13 protein-coding genes are annotated in these 14848 nt (G+C 64.7%); 8 read left to right on the plus strand and 5 right to left on the minus strand.

The features are described 5' to 3' along the window. Positions 1-11: 11 nt before the first annotated feature. On the minus strand, positions 12-1976 hold the full coding sequence (locus AB5Y95_RS15410) for an LTA synthase family protein (protein WP_043170973.1): 1965 nt from the start codon (positions 1974-1976) through the stop codon (positions 12-14). Positions 1977-2235: 259 nt separating this feature from the next. On the opposite strand from AB5Y95_RS15410, the gene AB5Y95_RS15415 reads away from it, so the two are divergent. From AB5Y95_RS15415 to AB5Y95_RS15425, 3 genes are all read left to right on the plus strand, one after another. Beyond that, on the plus strand, positions 2236-2493 hold the full coding sequence (locus tag AB5Y95_RS15415) for a DUF2442 domain-containing protein (protein ID WP_010635292.1): 258 nt from the start codon (positions 2236-2238) through the stop codon (positions 2491-2493). Between the two features lie 245 nt (positions 2494-2738). Continuing rightward, positions 2739-4706 carry a TonB-dependent copper receptor gene (locus AB5Y95_RS15420; RefSeq protein WP_043170976.1) on the plus strand — a complete coding sequence of 656 codons (1968 nt, stop codon included), beginning with the start codon at positions 2739-2741 and terminating at the stop codon, positions 4704-4706. Positions 4707-4831: 125 nt separating this feature from the next. After that, complete coding sequence (locus AB5Y95_RS15425; protein ID WP_043170977.1) at positions 4832-6448, plus strand: alpha-amylase family protein; 1617 nt, start codon at positions 4832-4834, stop codon at positions 6446-6448. A 50-nt stretch (positions 6449-6498) separates the two neighbouring features. Here the strand turns inward: AB5Y95_RS15425 and AB5Y95_RS15430 are convergent, their stop codons facing one another. After that, positions 6499-7026 carry an MgtC/SapB family protein gene (locus AB5Y95_RS15430; protein WP_010635289.1) on the minus strand — a complete coding sequence of 176 codons (528 nt, stop codon included), beginning with the start codon at positions 7024-7026 and terminating at the stop codon, positions 6499-6501. 24 nt (positions 7027-7050) lie between these two features. Next, positions 7051-8493: a RimK family protein gene (locus AB5Y95_RS15435; RefSeq protein ID WP_043170978.1), complete on the minus strand. Its 1443-nt coding sequence runs from the start codon at positions 8491-8493 to the stop codon at positions 7051-7053. 186 nt (positions 8494-8679) lie between these two features. Between AB5Y95_RS15435 and AB5Y95_RS15440 the strand changes: the two genes are divergently transcribed. The 3 genes from AB5Y95_RS15440 to AB5Y95_RS15450 are packed head-to-tail and all read left to right on the plus strand — an operon-like array spanning position 8680 to position 10204. Next, positions 8680-9138, plus strand: coding sequence for a GNAT family N-acetyltransferase (locus AB5Y95_RS15440; protein ID WP_005308308.1), 459 nt, complete (start codon positions 8680-8682; stop codon positions 9136-9138). Between the two features lie 17 nt (positions 9139-9155). Beyond that, on the plus strand, positions 9156-9401 hold the full coding sequence (locus AB5Y95_RS15445) for a DUF3624 domain-containing protein (RefSeq protein WP_211027937.1): 246 nt from the start codon (positions 9156-9158) through the stop codon (positions 9399-9401). A 56-nt stretch (positions 9402-9457) separates the two neighbouring features. Next, positions 9458-10204, plus strand: coding sequence for an SDR family oxidoreductase (locus AB5Y95_RS15450; RefSeq protein WP_025202295.1), 747 nt, complete (start codon positions 9458-9460; stop codon positions 10202-10204). A gap of 60 nt (positions 10205-10264) precedes the next feature. On the opposite strand, the gene AB5Y95_RS15455 is transcribed toward AB5Y95_RS15450, so the two are convergent. Beyond that, the gene (locus AB5Y95_RS15455; RefSeq protein WP_368161540.1) at positions 10265-11737 is read right to left on the minus strand and encodes a C69 family dipeptidase; all 1473 of its coding nucleotides are present in this window, start codon (positions 11735-11737) and stop codon (positions 10265-10267) included. Between the two features lie 465 nt (positions 11738-12202). Here AB5Y95_RS15455 and AB5Y95_RS15460 point away from each other — a divergent pair, with 465 nt between their 5' ends. Then, entirely contained in the window at positions 12203-12655 is a 453-nt protein-coding gene (locus AB5Y95_RS15460; RefSeq protein WP_005308316.1) for a hypothetical protein, read from the plus strand. Between the two features lie 167 nt (positions 12656-12822). Further along, the gene (locus tag AB5Y95_RS15465; RefSeq protein WP_368161541.1) at positions 12823-13998 is read left to right on the plus strand and encodes an iron-containing alcohol dehydrogenase; all 1176 of its coding nucleotides are present in this window, start codon (positions 12823-12825) and stop codon (positions 13996-13998) included. A gap of 131 nt (positions 13999-14129) precedes the next feature. Here the strand turns inward: AB5Y95_RS15465 and AB5Y95_RS15470 are convergent, their stop codons facing one another. After that, a complete protein-coding gene (locus tag AB5Y95_RS15470; RefSeq protein ID WP_368161542.1) occupies positions 14130-14759 on the minus strand; it encodes a glutathione S-transferase family protein in 630 nt (209 codons plus the stop codon). Positions 14760-14848 lie beyond the last annotated feature (89 nt).

Raw genomic sequence — 14848 nt, forward strand, 5'->3', positions numbered from 1 at the left:
TTTTATGGCGCTCAGTTCAGCACGGTGCGGGTATCCGGCGCCGTCCGGTAGAGCCCCTGTTGATAGGCGAGGCTGCCCCAGAGCGCGAGGCCGAGGGCCGCGTCCTTCATGGTGGCCGGCTGCGGCGCCGGGGTGAGCGTCTCTGTCGCATCCTCATAGATGAAGCCTTCTGGCGCCCGCTCCGGCTGCAGGATCACCACGTCCTTGCCGCGCATCAGGGCGAAGTTCTTGTCGTACTGCATGATGGCGCGGCCCGGCCAGTCGGCGGGCATGCGGGTCAGATCCTTGCCGAGCATGGGGTAGTCGGCGCTGATCCCCATCAGGGAGAGCAGGGTCGGTGCCATGTCGATCTGGCTGACGATGCGGGGATCCTGTCTCGGCGCTATGCCGTCACCCACGATGACCCCCGGAATGTGGAAGCGGGGGATGGGCACCAGGCTGGCGCCGCTGACCCGGCTGTCGTGATCGGCGATGACCAGGAACAGGGTGTCCTGCCAGTAATCCGACCGCTTCGCCTTCTTGAAGAACTCGCCGATGGCGTAGTCCGCATACTTGGCTGCATTGTTGCGGGTCTGCTTGGGCTGCTCATAGAGGGCGATGCGCTCGTCGGGAAACTCGAACGGATCGTGGTTGCTCGAGCTGAACACCAGGCTGAAGAAGGGTTTTCCCTGTTTGTGCAGGGCCTGGAAGGTCTGGTCGGCCTTGGCCATCAGATCTTCGTCAGAGGCGCCCCAGGAGCCCTCGAACACCGGGTTCTTGAAGTCCTTCTGCTCGACTATGGTGGTGAAGCCGTTGCCGAGGAAGAAGCTGCGCATGTTGTCGAAGTGGCTCTCGCCGCCGTAGATGAAGCTGGTGTCGTAGCCCCGCTGCTTGAGCAGATCGGCGATGGTGAAGAAGTTGGTCTGGCTCTTGCCAAGCTTGACCACGGCCTGGGCCGGGGTCGGAGTGAAGCCGGTCAGCACCGCCTCGATGCCGCGCACCGAACGGGTGCCGGTGGCGTAGAGCTGCTCGAACGCCCAACCCTCTTTCGACAAGGCATCGATGTTGGGAGTGAGCGGCAGGCCGCCGAGGGAGCCGACGAACTGGGCCCCCAGGCTCTCCTGCAGCAGGATCACCAGGTTCTTCGGCTTGCCGCCGTAGCTGGCCTCGTTGAAGGTCTGGCTGGGCAGGGTGTCGGAGCTGAACTCATGGGATTCGCGGCCGCTCTCCTGGCGTACCAGATCCAGGATGCGCTGGCGGGGCAGCTCTCCGTAGAACTGGCCGGCATCCTCCTCGGCCCGCATCTGCTTGATGGCGAAGAAGAGGGAGTAGGAGGAGTTGACGGTGAGCGCATTGACCAGGGGATCGCTGGCAAACGCCACCATGGCTGGGTTGAGGGCGCGATGGCCCAGGCTGGAGCGGGCACCGAGAAAACCGATGGCCAGGATCAGCAGGGCAAACGCCGGACGCAGATACCAGCGCGGAAAGCTGATGCCGCGCAGCAAGCGGCCGCTCAGCCACCAGCCGCCCGCCAGCACGGCGCAGCTGAACACCAGCGCCAGCAGCAGCTCGCCCTTGCGGCCGGCCCACAGCATGGCGAACACCTCTTTGGGATAGATGAGGTACTCCACGTAGAGGCGGTTGGGCCGCACCCCGTACTCGGTTACGAAGGAGGGGGTGGAGATCTCCAGGAAGAGCAGCAGCCAGAGCCCCAGGGTCAGCCAGACCCGGATGAACTGCAGCCAGGCACGGCCCACGGCATGGGGGCCGGCCAGCAGCAGGGTGAACACGGCGGGCACGCCCCATAGCCAGCAGAGGGTGGCGAAGTCGACCCGCACTCCCTGCAGCAGCATCTCCTGCCAGCCGGCGACGGCGTCGACCCGCTCCAGCTGCCAGAGGCCGAGGGCGAGCCGGCTGATGGAGAGAGAGACGAGCGCGATCAATGAAAAAACGGCGATGGGCCAAAACGGTCCCAGCCATCGTCTGATAGTGGTCATTGTTGTTCCTACAAGCCTGTTTACACCCGTCCACGGGCGCATTGTTTTTATATTGCAGGGTTATGACAGTGGTGGCGGGCAAAGGTTGCGTCGGGAGTGTGCGAAAGCGCAACTTTTGGCACGTTTTATGATTTTTCTGTGATGGCGGACAAGGGTTGCAGACAGCAGAAACGACTGGAAAAACTGTGATCCTGCCTGCAAAGCGAGGGCGGGGGCTTATCTATAATGGCGCCGATTTTTCTCAATCGGAGCCGAAGGGATGCCGGTCTTTATCGATGTGGAATATTTGCAGGGGTGGAGCCTGTTCGTGGTGCTCTCGGACGGTACCACGGGGGCGCTGGATCTCGCCCCCTGGCGCACCCAGCCGCTATTTGCGGCGCTGGATTCGGAGCGGCGCTTCGCCCGGGTCTTCATCAATCGTCACCATCAGCTGGAGTGGCCCGCCGGCTGTACCCTGTCGGCTCACGAGGTCTATCACTTGATCAAGCCCATCGATGAGCGGGAGGCCTTCAGCTAACTCCCTGTTTTTGTGAGCCATCACAAGATTCCTGTAACGGGAATGTTTGAGCGTTTGCCTTCCTCACCCATTTTGGGTAAAACCTGCGCAACATTTTGCCAACCCTAGCCTGGTTTCGCTTCTCAGGGCTTGCCGCCACCGTGCCGCAGGCCTTTTTTGCAGCCTGACGGCAAACCTTCCAGCAGCTGAATGGTTTGGCGATTGGAATTAAAACAACAACATAAACAGAGAGATAAGGAAAGAGTATGGCTTGTCATATGCGCACCCCGCTGGCCCTGCTGGTGGGTGGCCTCGCCTGTCACGGCGCCGCCGGTCAGGAGGCCGTCCAGCAACTGGAACCCATGGTGGTGGTCGCCAGTCGCCCCGCCAGTACCCTGGAGGTGACCCTGGATCCCAAGAAACCGGGCTCCCCCATGCCGGCGGCCGACGGCGCAGGTTACCTCAAGAACGTCACCGGCATGAGCATGGTGCGTAAGGGGGGCTTGGGTGGCGATCCCGTGCTGCGGGGGATGGGCATGTCCCGCCTCAACGTGCAGATGGATGGCGGCATGCTGGCCGGTGGCTGCGGCGGCCGGATGGATCCGCCCACCGCCTACGTCTTTCCCCAATCTTTCGACCGGATCCGGGTGCTGAAGGGGCCGCAATCCCTCGAGCAGGGGGCGACGCTGGCAGGGACCGTGCTGTTCGAGCGGGACAGGCCCGAGTTCACCGCCCCCGGTGTCAAGGCCGAGGCGTCGGCGCTCTATGGCAGCTTCGGGCGCGACGACCAGATGCTGGACGCCACGGTAGGAGCGCCGCAGGGCTATCTGCGCGGCCAGTTCACCCACTCCGACAGCGATGACTACCGTGACGGTCACGGCGACAAGGTACGCTCCTTCTACCGACGCGAGAACGGCACCGCCCAGCTTGGCTGGACGCCCAGCGAGCACACCTGGCTCGAACTCACCGCCGAGCGCAGCAACGCCCGCGCCGCCTATGCGGATCGCACCATGGACGGCCCCATGTTCGACCGTGAATCCTTCGGCCTCAAGCTCAGGCAGGAGCAGATCACTACCCACTGGCAGCGCAGCGAGCTGACCCTGTGGGACAACGACATAGACCACATCATGGACAACTTCAGCCTGCGGCCGAACAGCGGCATGAAGATGCTCTCCAACCCGGACCGGCGCAACACCGGCGGGCGCTGGGCCAACGACATCGCCCTGCCGGCCGACTGGCTGCTGACCGCCGGGTTCGATGCCAACCGGGATCAGCACAGGGCCCGCAGCGGGGTGGACTACGCCAGCCAGCCGCGCCAGCGCACTCTGCGTTTCGAACAGCAGGGGGGCTTTGCCGAGCTGGGCCGTCAGCAGGGGGCCCACAGCTACAAGGGGGGCTACCGGCAGGACAGGGTTGAGACCACCCGTTACGGCGCGGGGGATCAGACCCTCTACAGCGATACCATGACCTTGGACAGCGGCTTTGGCCGCTACGAATACCAGTGGTCGCCGGCCTGGTCGAGCTACCTGGCCTGGGGTCAGGCCAAGCGGGCACCTGACTACTGGGAGCGCAGCAAGGACAGCGTGCCCTTCACCCTCAACCCGGAGCGCAGCCGCCAGTGGGATGCGGGGCTGGCCCTGCGCAGCCGCGATCTGGATCTGACCCTCTCCCTGTTCAGCGCCGACATTCAGGACTATCTGCTCTATAACAACAAGTCGAACAAGGTGCGCAACATCGACGCCCAGACCCGCGGCGGCGAGCTGGAGGGGCGCTGGCAGTTTGCCGAGCAGTGGCGTCTCGATGGCGGCCTGGCGGTGGTCTACGGTGAAAACCGCAGCGACAACAAGCCGCTGGCCCAGATGCCGCCCCTCGATGGCAAGCTGGCGCTGGGCTGGCAGCCAGCCGAGGCGTGGAACCTGACCCTGCTGGGCCGCGCCGTGGCCGCCCAGGATCGGGTGGATGTGGGGTCCGGCACCGTGGCCGGGCAGGATCAGGGGGAGACCCCGGGCTTCTTCACCATGAACCTGAGCGCCGCCTGGCAGTTCCACCCGGGCTGGCAGCTGTCGGCCGGGGTGGACAATCTGTTCGACACCTTCTACTACGAGCACCTCTCCAAGTCGGTGCACGCCAGTCAGGCCGGGCTGGGCTACGAGCAGGTGGGGCGCATCCCGGAGCCGGGTCGAGCCTACTGGCTCTCCCTCAGCTATCGCTTCGCCTCGGCTGGCGTGCTCTGAGCAGGGATTGGGTAACCGGCTGAATCAGGTAACGTTTTCAGTCACAGACCCGTGCGGGCTGGGCCGCTATCATGGCCCCAGTGCGGCGCTTTGGGCGTCGATACCACCACAGCGGGAACATAACAATGAAACAAGGAACGTTGCGTCGTGGCGGCCTCATCGGGGCCGCCCTGTTACTGACGGCTTGCGGCAGCGGAGGCGGGAGCGGTTCCAGCGAGCCACAGCCCCCGGTCACCAACCCGCCGCCGGCCACCGCCAGCCGCGCCTGCTACGGCAATGACCAGCCGGCCTGCAACCTGCGCACCTATCAGGTGATGGTGGAGTCCTTCGTCGACGGCGACGGCAGCGCCAACTACGGCGTCGGCTACGGTCCCTCCCAGCACAACGGCGATCTGCAGGGGATCATCGACAGCCTGGACTACATCAAGAGCCTCAACGTCAACGCCATCTGGCTGACCCCGGTGTTCGACTCCTGCGCCGGCCAGGGCGGGGACGACAGACTGGATGCCACCGGCTACTTCGCCTGCGACTTCTTCAACGTGGACCCCAACTTCGGCAGCAACGCCCAGCTTAAAAAATTGGTGGACGGGGCGCATCAGCGCGGTCTCTACGTCTTCCTCGACGGGGTGTTCGGTCACGTCAACAAGGTGGGGGTGAGCAAGCCCTCGCCCGAGGGACGGCTGCCCGCCCTCAAGAGCGGTGGAGCCGGTTATCCCGGTCAGCTGGTGGATTACAGCCAGCCCGAGAGCCTCGCCTACTTCAAGGAGGTGGCCCGCTACTGGGTCGAGCAGTACGGCATCGACGGCTGGCGCCTCGATCAGGCCTATCAGCTCGATCTTGACGACTGGCGCGCCATTCGCAGCGAGGTGGAGCGGGCCAGCGCGGCGCGCAAGGCCGCCGGCCAGCAGTGGGGCACCCTCGGCTATATGGTCGGGGAAGTGTGGAAAGGGGCCGACGAGATCCGCGCCCAGGCGTACGGGCCGAGCGACAACCCGGCGCTCTCCTCGGCGTTCGACTTCCCGCTGCGCTACGGCCTGGTGCAGGCACTGGCGGTGGAGGAGTCCGGCAAGGGCGGGCAGGGGGCCAGCGTGCTCGATGCCAGCTGGAACAAGGTGGAGAACTACCCGGACCACGCCATGCCCAACCTGATGCTGGGCAACCACGATCTGGTGCGCTTCGGCGATCTGCTGGAGCGCGGCAACTTCAATCCGGCGGACTACTGGCAGCGCCACAAGGCGGCTTTCAGCTTCCTGGCGGCCCGCTCCGGCCCCATTACCCTCTACTACGGCGAGGAGTTTGGCGACGAGGTGCCTGGCTTTGCCAAGCAGGTGGGTGGCGACTGCGCCGCGCAGGGGCTCTGTGACGATCACGTGGCCCGCAGCGATGGCAAGGTGCCGGGTGCCACCGGTTTTGTGCCGAGCAGCGAGCAGAGCGAGCTGAAACAGTGGCTCAGCCAGCTGCTGGCCCTGCGTGCCGCCCACCCAGCCCTCTATCAGGGGGAGCGGGTCAAGCTGGTGGCCGAGGGCAGCGTCTATGGCGACATCAAGCAGACGGCGGCGGAGCAAGTAGTCTACCTGCTCAACGTCTCCACCACGCCCCAGCGCTATGCGGTGCCGGCCAGCAAGCTGCGCAGTGGCAGCGCCCTGGTGGATCTGCAGAGCGGCGAGCGCCTGGCCATCGGCGGCAGCAGCGTGACGGTGGACTTGCCGCCCCTCACCGGCCGCTTCCTGCTGGTGCGCTGAGGCTGGTAAACAACAAGGGCTCCGTGATGGAGCCCTTGTTCATTGGGACGTTACTTCTCGATGCCGCTGCCGAGCTCGTCCTGATGGGGATCGGCCCGGCCGTTGCCGTGCCGCCAGCTCTCCAGCCGGTTGTGTACCCCGCGGCGCAGGCCTTTGAAGCTGGTCTCCAGGTAGTCCACCCCCACCAGGATGGAGAGAGTGACGCCGGTGAGCAGCAGCGCCTGGTGCAGCATCTGCATGCCGATGAGGGCGCCGAGGGCCGCCAGCATCCAGACGGTGGCGGCGGAGGTGACCCCCAGTACCTGACCATCCCGGGTCATCATCACCCCGGCGCCGAGAAAGCCGATGCCGGTGATGAGCTGGCCCAGCACCCGCGCCTGATCGGCGCTCTGGGGACTGACGGCGGCACCGATGGCAAGAAAACAGTAGGTGCCGAGGATGATGAGCGAGGAGGTGCGGATGCCGACCGGCTTGCCGCGCAGCTGCCGCTCCAGCCCCACCAGGGTGCCGCACACCAGACAGACCAGGATGTTTTCCCAGCCAAGGGGCGCTATGTCCCACCAATCAGTCGTCATCATATCCACCTCTGCTCTCGATGCTTGTTATCCGGCCGCGCTCTGCCCCCGGTTCTCCAGCCGCTGGCGGAAGGCCCGGGCGAGACGCTCGTAGAGGTCCTTTGCCTCTCTGTCCTCAATATCGCCACGTATCCAGGGATTGTCGATGATTTCCAGCAGCACGCAGTCACGCCCCTGCTGGCGCAGATCGACCCCGAACAGGCCGTTGCCGAGCTGATGCACGGCGCGGCGGGCGGTCTGCAACACCCGCTCCGGCACCTCGTTGAGCGGCAACGCCTCGATGCGGCTCATGTCGAGGGGGTGCTTGCGGCGGCGGATGCGGTTGCCGGGTTCGGGGCGGAAGCGGCGGCAGGCAAACAGCGGCGAGCCGTCGAGAAAGCCGATGCGCCAGTCAAACTCGGCGGGGATCCGGCTCTGCACCAGCAGCAGGGCGGAGCGCCCCAGCCCCTCGTCCAGCAGGCGAGCCAGCTGCTGCTCGTCGCTGGCCATGGCCAGATCGCGCCCCTGCGCCCCGTCGGGTACCTTCACCATCAGCGGCAGGCCGAGCCGCTGCACCAGCTCATCCACGTGGTGGCGGCCGCGGCGGGTCACCACCATGGTGGGCGGCATGGGCACGCCGCTGCGTACCATCAGCTCGTAGAGGTAGAGCTTGTTGCTGCAGGCGAGGATGGCGCGGGAGCTGTCGATCACCGGCATCTTGAGCTGCTCGGCGCGGCGGGCAAACTCGAAGGTGTAGTGGCCCACCGCGGTCTCGGAGCGCAGCCAGAGGGTATCGAACTCCGGCAGCCGCTCGATGGCGGACGGTGCCAGGATCTCGGCCCGGATCCCCTGGGCCGCGGCCGCCTGGATGAAGCGCTCCAGCGCCAGCGTATCGCTGCTGGCGCGACCGTCGTTGGGGTCGACCAGGATGGCGAGCTGGTAGAGCGGCGCCGCCTGCTCCTCGTCACCGGTGCCCACCAGCGCCTGGGCGTGGTGCAGCATCAGCGTCTGCTCGCTTGGGCTCAGCTCCAGCGGCGACAGGCTCTGCTGCTGGCGCACCGACCAGCCGTGACGGCCGCGCTTGAGGGTCAGCTCCTGCAGCGGCAGCTGGCTGAGGCCGTAGTAGTAGCGGGCCAGGCCGGCCAGCTCGCTCTGCTCGCACTGGCCGAAGATGGCGCGCACCCGGATCCGATCCTCGCTCTGCTGAGCCAGCCAGCCCTGCAGCTTGCGCCACAGCTTGGCCGGCGGCTGCTGGGGTTGCAGCTGGCTGATGGCCTGCAAACCCGGCAGGCAGTGGTGGCCGCGGGCCTGGGCCAGCAGCGAGCAGTAGTAGCCAGCGCCGAGGTGCTCCAGATTGCGGCAGAGGTTGATGATGCGGGGACGGCCGCCGGTGGTGGGCACCCCGTGTTGCAGGTAGGTGCGGGCGCTCAGCAGATAATCGGCATGGCAAGGCCAGTCGCCCAGCTCTTCGACGATGACGTAGGTACTCATTTTTTCGGCTCCACAGATGAAACTGCCTTAAGCGGCAGGATCCCCAGTGGGCTTCGATGCACCGACAAGCACGACAATGGCGCGAGGGGAAACAAGAGGTTACAGTGCCTAATATGCCGCCTTGGTAACTTGTGATACAAGTCGCATTTTTGGTGATGAAGATAAATAACCGAACAAGGATTCCCCGTGTTGACCGTGCGCGCGGCCCGGACCGATGATCTGGGCGCCATCGTTAAGCTGGAACGCTACTGTTTTCCCCCCGAAGTCGCCTTTGGCCGCAGCCGCTGGCACTATCTGCTGACCCAGGCCAAGGGGCGCACCTTGCTGGTGCTGGACCAGCAGGAGCAGCTGATGGGCTACCTCTGTTTGCTGGAGCACAGGGGCTGGGATCGGCTGATCATCCAGACCCTCGCCATCCGCTGGACCATCCGCCGCCAGGGCTGGGCTCGCCGCCTGCTGGAGCAGGTTATTCAGGAGGGCAAAGAGGCCGGCTGGGGGGCGATCCGGCTGGAGGTGGGCGATGCCAATGAAGAGGCGCAGGCGCTCTATCGCGGGCTGGGTTTTCGCCCAAGGCAGAAGCTGCTGGATTATTATGGCCACGGTCAGCATGCCCACCGGCTGGTGCTGGCGCTGAAGCAGGCCTGAGTGAAGGGAGAGAGGGGATGAGCTGCGACAACTGCCTCGCCACTGCCATCAGGGCCAAGCTGGGGCGCTGCCCGGTCTGCGCCGGCCAGACCTTCGCCATCGGCCTGGTCGGCTGGCTGGTCTGGTGGTGGTGTGGCGCCGACACCTCGGTCAACGCCCTCACCGGCCTGCTGTTCGCGCTGGGGGGCTCGGGCCTGTTCCTGCTCCACCTGCTGGTGTTCATCTGGCGCAGGGCGAGCGGGCGTGAATTGAGCGACGAATAGATCAGATTGATTTCAAACAGATAAATAACAATAGCGCTGTAGAAATGGAGGTTCAGATGATTGCAATGGTAACGGGCGCCTCGTCCGGTTTTGGTGAATCCATCAGCCGTCAGCTGGTGCAGGCGGGCTACAAGGTGATCGGCACCGGCCGCCGCGGCGAACGGCTGGCCGCCCTGGCCGACGAGCTGGGTGCACAATTCCTGCCGCTGGTGTTCGACGTGCAGGACAAGGCGGCCACCCGCGCCGCCATCGACGGGCTGCCGGCCGAGTGGCGCGAGGTGGATCTGCTGGTCAACAACGCCGGGCTGGCGTTGGGGCTGGAGCCCGCCCACAAGGCAGACCTTGAGGACTGGGAGCAGATGATCGCCACCAACATCAGCGGTCTGACCCTGCTCACCCGCCTGCTGCTGCCGGGCATGGTGACGCGCAATCGCGGTCACGTCATCAACATCGGCTCCATCGCCGGCACCTACCCCTATCCGGGTGGCAACGTCTACGGTGCCACCAAGGCGTTCGTGAAGCAGTTCAGCCTCAACCTGCGCGCCGATCTGGCGGGCACCGCCATCCGCGTCACCAACGTGGAGCCGGGTCTGTGCGGCGGCACCGAGTTCTCCAACGTGCGCTTCCACGGTGACGACGCCAAGGCGGCCACCGTCTATCAGGGGGTGCAGGCGATCCAGCCGGAAGACATCGCCAATACCGTGCTCTGGATCAGCCAGCAGCCGGCTCACGTCAACATCAACAGTATCGAGATCATGCCGGTGGCGCAGACCTTCGGCCCGCTTCATATCAGCCGTCGCTGATGGCTGCTGCGGATGAAACAAGAGAGGCTCCCCTGGGAGCCTCTCTGTTTTGGGGCCTGTTTACAGGCTCATGATCTTCTTGAACTCCTCCGGCGAATACTTCTGCTCGGTACGCTTGGTGAGATCCATCATCAGCTTGTAGCGCAACTCTTTGGCCATCTGATAGCTCTTCTCCAGCTGGCCATAGGAGTAGTCGGATGCCAGCCCGATGGCGGTGGCCTTGTCGCCGGCATAGGCCTGCTTCAGGCTCTGGTCGAGCAGGGCCACCTCCTTGTAGAGCTTGCTGCTCTCCTTGCTCCAGACACCGCGCAGCAGCGGCAGGTATTTGTCCGGATCGGCGCTGGCCAGCGCGGTCAGGCTGCGGAACTGCCAGTAGGCGGAATCATCGGAGTAGCTGTCGCTGCCGGTGCGGTAGGGCAGGGGATAGGACTCCAGGGTGTTGTAGAGCGGCACCATCACGGATTCGGCCAGCACGCCGTAGCTCTGCCAGATGAGCCCCTGCAGCTCTTTGGGCATCTCCTTGCGCAGCTGGATGACGTGGGATTCGAGCTGGCGATCGATGCGGATCGGCCGCTCTGCCTTGCCCGCCAGTGGCGTACCCTCATAGGTGGCGCTCAGCAACCTGGCCACGTCCGGCACGGCGATGGGGGCATCCGGCTTCATGAAGAGCGGGTACTGCGCCTGCCGGGTTGGCTGCTTGTGAGAGGCCGTCAGCATTTTCTGGCCGAGCCACTCCCGATCCACGTTGTAGGGGTCGGCAATCACCCCGAATGCCTTGGCGAAGTTGAACTCTTTCGGGTCGGCGTTATCCAGCAGTTTGTGCTCGCGCACAAACTCCAGCAGTCTGGGCGAGTGCAGCACGTCGGCGCCGTCGAGATCGACGCCGTGGATGCGCAGGCCGTTGGCCACCATGGCGTAGCTGTCGTCCGGCACCCGCACTGCGATCCAGTGGTGGCCGGAGCCGATCTCCATCAGCCAGGCCTCGTTCACATCCGCCAGATAGAGGCTGTTGCCCTCACCGGCGCCATATTGCTCCACATAGCGGCCGAGCAGCTCGACCCCCTCTTTGGCCGTCCTGGCCTGCGGCAGGATCAGGGTCGGAATGATGGCCTCGATGACCCCCTTCTCAATCAGTGGATCGGCCTTCTGGGCCTTGTCGTTGACCTCGGCACTGGTGGTGGCCGAGATGGCGACGTTGGCCTCGTTGATGCCGCGCTCCTCGTAATACTTGCCGTCCGGGTCGCTGCCGGCGGCATCCCAGTCACGGATGGCGGAGTAGGCCAAGAAGGCTTTGGGCATCGGCACTTCCAGCCCGTTGCCCAGTTTCCAGGTCTTGCCCTCGTTTTGCTGCGCGGGCCGGAAGGCCAGGTATTTGTTCCAGTTGTTGACGCCAAAAACCTCGTTTCTGGCGATCATCACGCTGCCATCGGCACTGGCGCCCTTGCCGACGATGAGGCCGGTACAGGCGTCGGCACTGGTGCCAAGCAGGGTGAGCAGGGTGGCGGAGAGAAGACTCAAGGTGTGTTTTTTCATAGTTATGCCCGAAAGGTTGCGGTGGATGCGCGTCAGGGGGCGGGAGAAGCGGCCGGGAGTGACCGGACTGGGTCGGGGATCCGACGGTAGACAGGTCTGCATCTGCTTGATTTCGCAAACATATCATCCATAACGCTGCTTGCTTGCCCGATGGTGCGCCAAAATTGTATGCCTCACTGGTTGTTTGTTTTGTGATCGACAAGGCGTTCCTGCTGTTTATGTGGCGAGGAGTTTTATAGGTAGTTGTATGTGTCGGAAATCGGGATAAAAGCAGCGGATGAGTCATGATTCTGACGCCACATCAGGTCCGTGACCGGCGGCAGGCTTGCCACGGTGGGGATCTCGTTCACCCTGACAAGTTGGCCTGCAACTTGCTGGTTTTATTGCCAATGATGGGGCCAGGCGCCTCATACCATCGAATCAGCGACCTCGTCATGCCGGTTTGGCATGCAGACTGGAGCCCCCATGGATATCAAACCCTACAGCCAGCAGCTTGCCCAGAGCGCCTCCAACAATCGCGCCCTCGCGACCCTCAGCAGCGCCGACAGCGGTCAGGGTGGCGGCGGTTGGGAAGATCTGGTCAACCTCTCCTCCCAACGGATAACCGGCCAGGCCCAGCAGGCGCTGACCTATGAACACCTGGCCAAGAACAGCAAGCTGCCGCCGGCGCTCGACATGAGTTCCGACAAGGGGGGCGTGCTGCAGCAGCTGGTGGACAAGGCGCTCGGCTTTGATCGCAAGCAGTTCAACGAGATAGAAGAGAAGCTCAAGGCGATTGCCGACAACAAGCAGCTGAGCGCCGAGGAGCGGGCGGAGCAGAGCAAGCCGTTGAACGAGCAGCGGGACGCCATGCTGCAAGACGCCATGGACCGCCTCACCGGCAAGAAGAGCAGCAAGGAAGAGAGCAAGAGCGCCTGAGCAGCGGAATGACTCGAACGGCAATCCATGGTCAGCGGGGGCAAGCCCTTGCCCCCGCTGACCACAGTGGATGAGCGGCCCTGCCGGCAACCCGCATCCGCGGTGCAATGTGAGGGCGTGCCCGCGTTCTTTGACCTGTGGGGGCCACAGGCGCACAATCCCTCTGCATGCATTCAACCGAGGGCTCTGCCGTGTACAACTTCCAATATGCCAATCCCACCCGCGTCTGTTTCGGTGAAGGCCAGATCGCCAAACTGCCCGAACTGATCCCGGCCGGCAGCCGCCTGCTGGTGCTCTACGGCGGCGGCAGCATCAAGCAGAACGGGGTCTATGACCAGTTGACCCAGGCGCTGGCAGGCCGGGAGTGGCTGGAGTTCCCCGGCATCGGCGCCAATCCCCAGTACGACCAGCTGATGGAGGCGGTGGATCTGGTCAAGCGCGAGCGCATCGACTTCCTGCTGGCGGTGGGTGGCGGCTCAGTGGTGGACGGCAGCAAGTTCGTGGCCGCCGCGGCCCGCTTCGAGGGGGACGATCCCTGGGAGATCCTGCTGCACAAGGCCCCCATCAAGGCGGCGCTGCCGCTCGGCTGCGTGCTGACCCTGCCGGCCACCGGTTCGGAGAGCAACCCGGCCGCCGTGGTGAGCCGGGGGGAGGCGAAGCTCTCCTTCATGAACCCGCTGGTGCAGCCGGTGTTTGCGGTGCTGGATCCCACTACCACCTACAGCCTGCCGCCGCGCCAGGTGGGCAACGGGGTGGTGGATGCCTTCGTTCACATCATCGAGCAGTACCTCACCTTCCCGGTGGGGGGCGAGGTGCAGGACCGACTGGCGGAAGGGCTGTTGCAGGTGCTGGTGGACAACGGCCCGCGGGCGCTGGCGGAGCCCGCCAACTACCAGGTGCGCGCCAACCTGATGTGGGCGGCCAGCCTGGCGCTCAACGGCCTCATCGGGCGCGGCGTGCCGCAGGACTGGTCCACCCACGCCATCGGTCACCAGCTCACCGCCCTGCACGGGCTGGATCATGCCCAAAGTCTGGCGGTGGTGCTGCCCTCCCTGCTGCGCGAGCAATCGGCCCAGAAGCAGGAGAAGCTGGCTCAGTTCGCCGAGCGGGTGTGGCACTCCGGCCGTGAGGATAGGGCGCTGCGCATCGAGGAGGCGATTATCCGCACCGAGCAGTTCTTCCGGCAGATGGGGGTGGGCACCCGGCTCGCCGACTACGGCCTGGATGCGCGCTGCATCCCGGGGATCTGCTCCAACCTCAAGCGCTTCGGCCTGACGGCGCTTGGGGAGCAGCAGGACATCGACCCCGACAAGGTAGCCAGGATCCTTTCCCACGCGCTTTAAGTCAGGGGGCCAGCGCCTGGCAACCATAGTGGCGTGGATCCTCTTCCACACCCTCTGATCACTGGCTGGTCAACGAAAAAACGCCCCGATCATCGGGGCGCTTTGCATGGTGTTGCCTGTCGCACAGCCGCTTATTCGGCGCTCTGGTCCAGCTCGCGCTCCAGCGCCGCCGCCTTCTGGCGGGCCGGATGAGTGTTGAGGCGCTGCCAGTAGGCCTGCAAATGCGGGAACTGGGTCAGCTGTCCGCTTTGCGCCAGCAGATCCACCAGGAAGGAGTTCAGGATGTCGGCGCCGGTGAGGCGATCGGCCACCAGATAGCGGCGGCTTGCCAGCACCTCATCGAGATAGCCCAGCACCTTGGCGCACTCGGCTTTGGCGTAGTCCGGCAGGAAGCGCATCGGGCTGCCGTCCTTGCGCACGAACATATCGAGCAACAGCGGCAAAATGCCGGAGCTCTCGGCGAAGTGGAGCCACTGCAGGTACTCGGCATAGTCCGGGCTGTCGGCGGCCGGTGCCAACCGCTGCGGGGCGTGGCGGGCGATCAGGTACTCGGTGATGGCACCGGATTCTGCCAACACTCGGCCGTCAAACTCGATGACCGGCGACTTGCCGAGGGGGTGGACGGCCTTGAGCTCGGGCGGTGCCAGAAAAGTGGCGGCATCGCGCTGGTAGGCCTTGATCTCATAGGGCAGGCCCAGCTCTTCGAGCAGCCAGATGATGCGCTGGGAGCGGGATTTGTTCAGGTGGTGCAGGACTATCATGAATACCTCGACGCAGTGACAAGAAGCGTTAGTACGCAGCGGCGCGGCGACGGGTTCACCGCTGCAGCTAAAAAAAAGCGGGCTGATGC

Source organism: Aeromonas sp. R5-3, assembly GCF_040908225.1.
GTDB classification, from domain to species: Bacteria; Pseudomonadota; Gammaproteobacteria; order Enterobacterales; family Aeromonadaceae; genus Aeromonas; species Aeromonas dhakensis.

Excerpts from the sequence above, each read along its gene's own strand:
- AB5Y95_RS15460 (WP_005308316.1), top strand. The coding sequence starts at position 12,203 with ATGGATATCAAACCCTACAGCCAGCAGCTTGCCCAGAGCGCCTCCAAC.
- AB5Y95_RS15420 (WP_043170976.1), top strand. The coding sequence starts at position 2,739 with ATGGCTTGTCATATGCGCACCCCGCTGGCCCTGCTGGTGGGTGGCCTC.
- AB5Y95_RS15415 (WP_010635292.1), top strand. The coding sequence starts at position 2,236 with ATGCCGGTCTTTATCGATGTGGAATATTTGCAGGGGTGGAGCCTGTTC.
- AB5Y95_RS15455 (WP_368161540.1), bottom strand. The coding sequence starts at position 11,737 with ATGAAAAAACACACCTTGAGTCTTCTCTCCGCCACCCTGCTCACCCTG.
- AB5Y95_RS15425 (WP_043170977.1), top strand. The coding sequence starts at position 4,832 with ATGAAACAAGGAACGTTGCGTCGTGGCGGCCTCATCGGGGCCGCCCTG.
- AB5Y95_RS15450 (WP_025202295.1), top strand. The coding sequence starts at position 9,458 with ATGATTGCAATGGTAACGGGCGCCTCGTCCGGTTTTGGTGAATCCATC.
- AB5Y95_RS15470 (WP_368161542.1), bottom strand. The coding sequence starts at position 14,759 with ATGATAGTCCTGCACCACCTGAACAAATCCCGCTCCCAGCGCATCATC.
- AB5Y95_RS15435 (WP_043170978.1), bottom strand. The coding sequence starts at position 8,493 with ATGAGTACCTACGTCATCGTCGAAGAGCTGGGCGACTGGCCTTGCCAT.
- AB5Y95_RS15430 (WP_010635289.1), bottom strand. The coding sequence starts at position 7,026 with ATGATGACGACTGATTGGTGGGACATAGCGCCCCTTGGCTGGGAAAAC.
- AB5Y95_RS15445 (WP_211027937.1), top strand. The coding sequence starts at position 9,156 with ATGAGCTGCGACAACTGCCTCGCCACTGCCATCAGGGCCAAGCTGGGG.
- AB5Y95_RS15465 (WP_368161541.1), top strand. The coding sequence starts at position 12,823 with ATGCATTCAACCGAGGGCTCTGCCGTGTACAACTTCCAATATGCCAAT.
- AB5Y95_RS15410 (WP_043170973.1), bottom strand. The coding sequence starts at position 1,976 with ATGACCACTATCAGACGATGGCTGGGACCGTTTTGGCCCATCGCCGTT.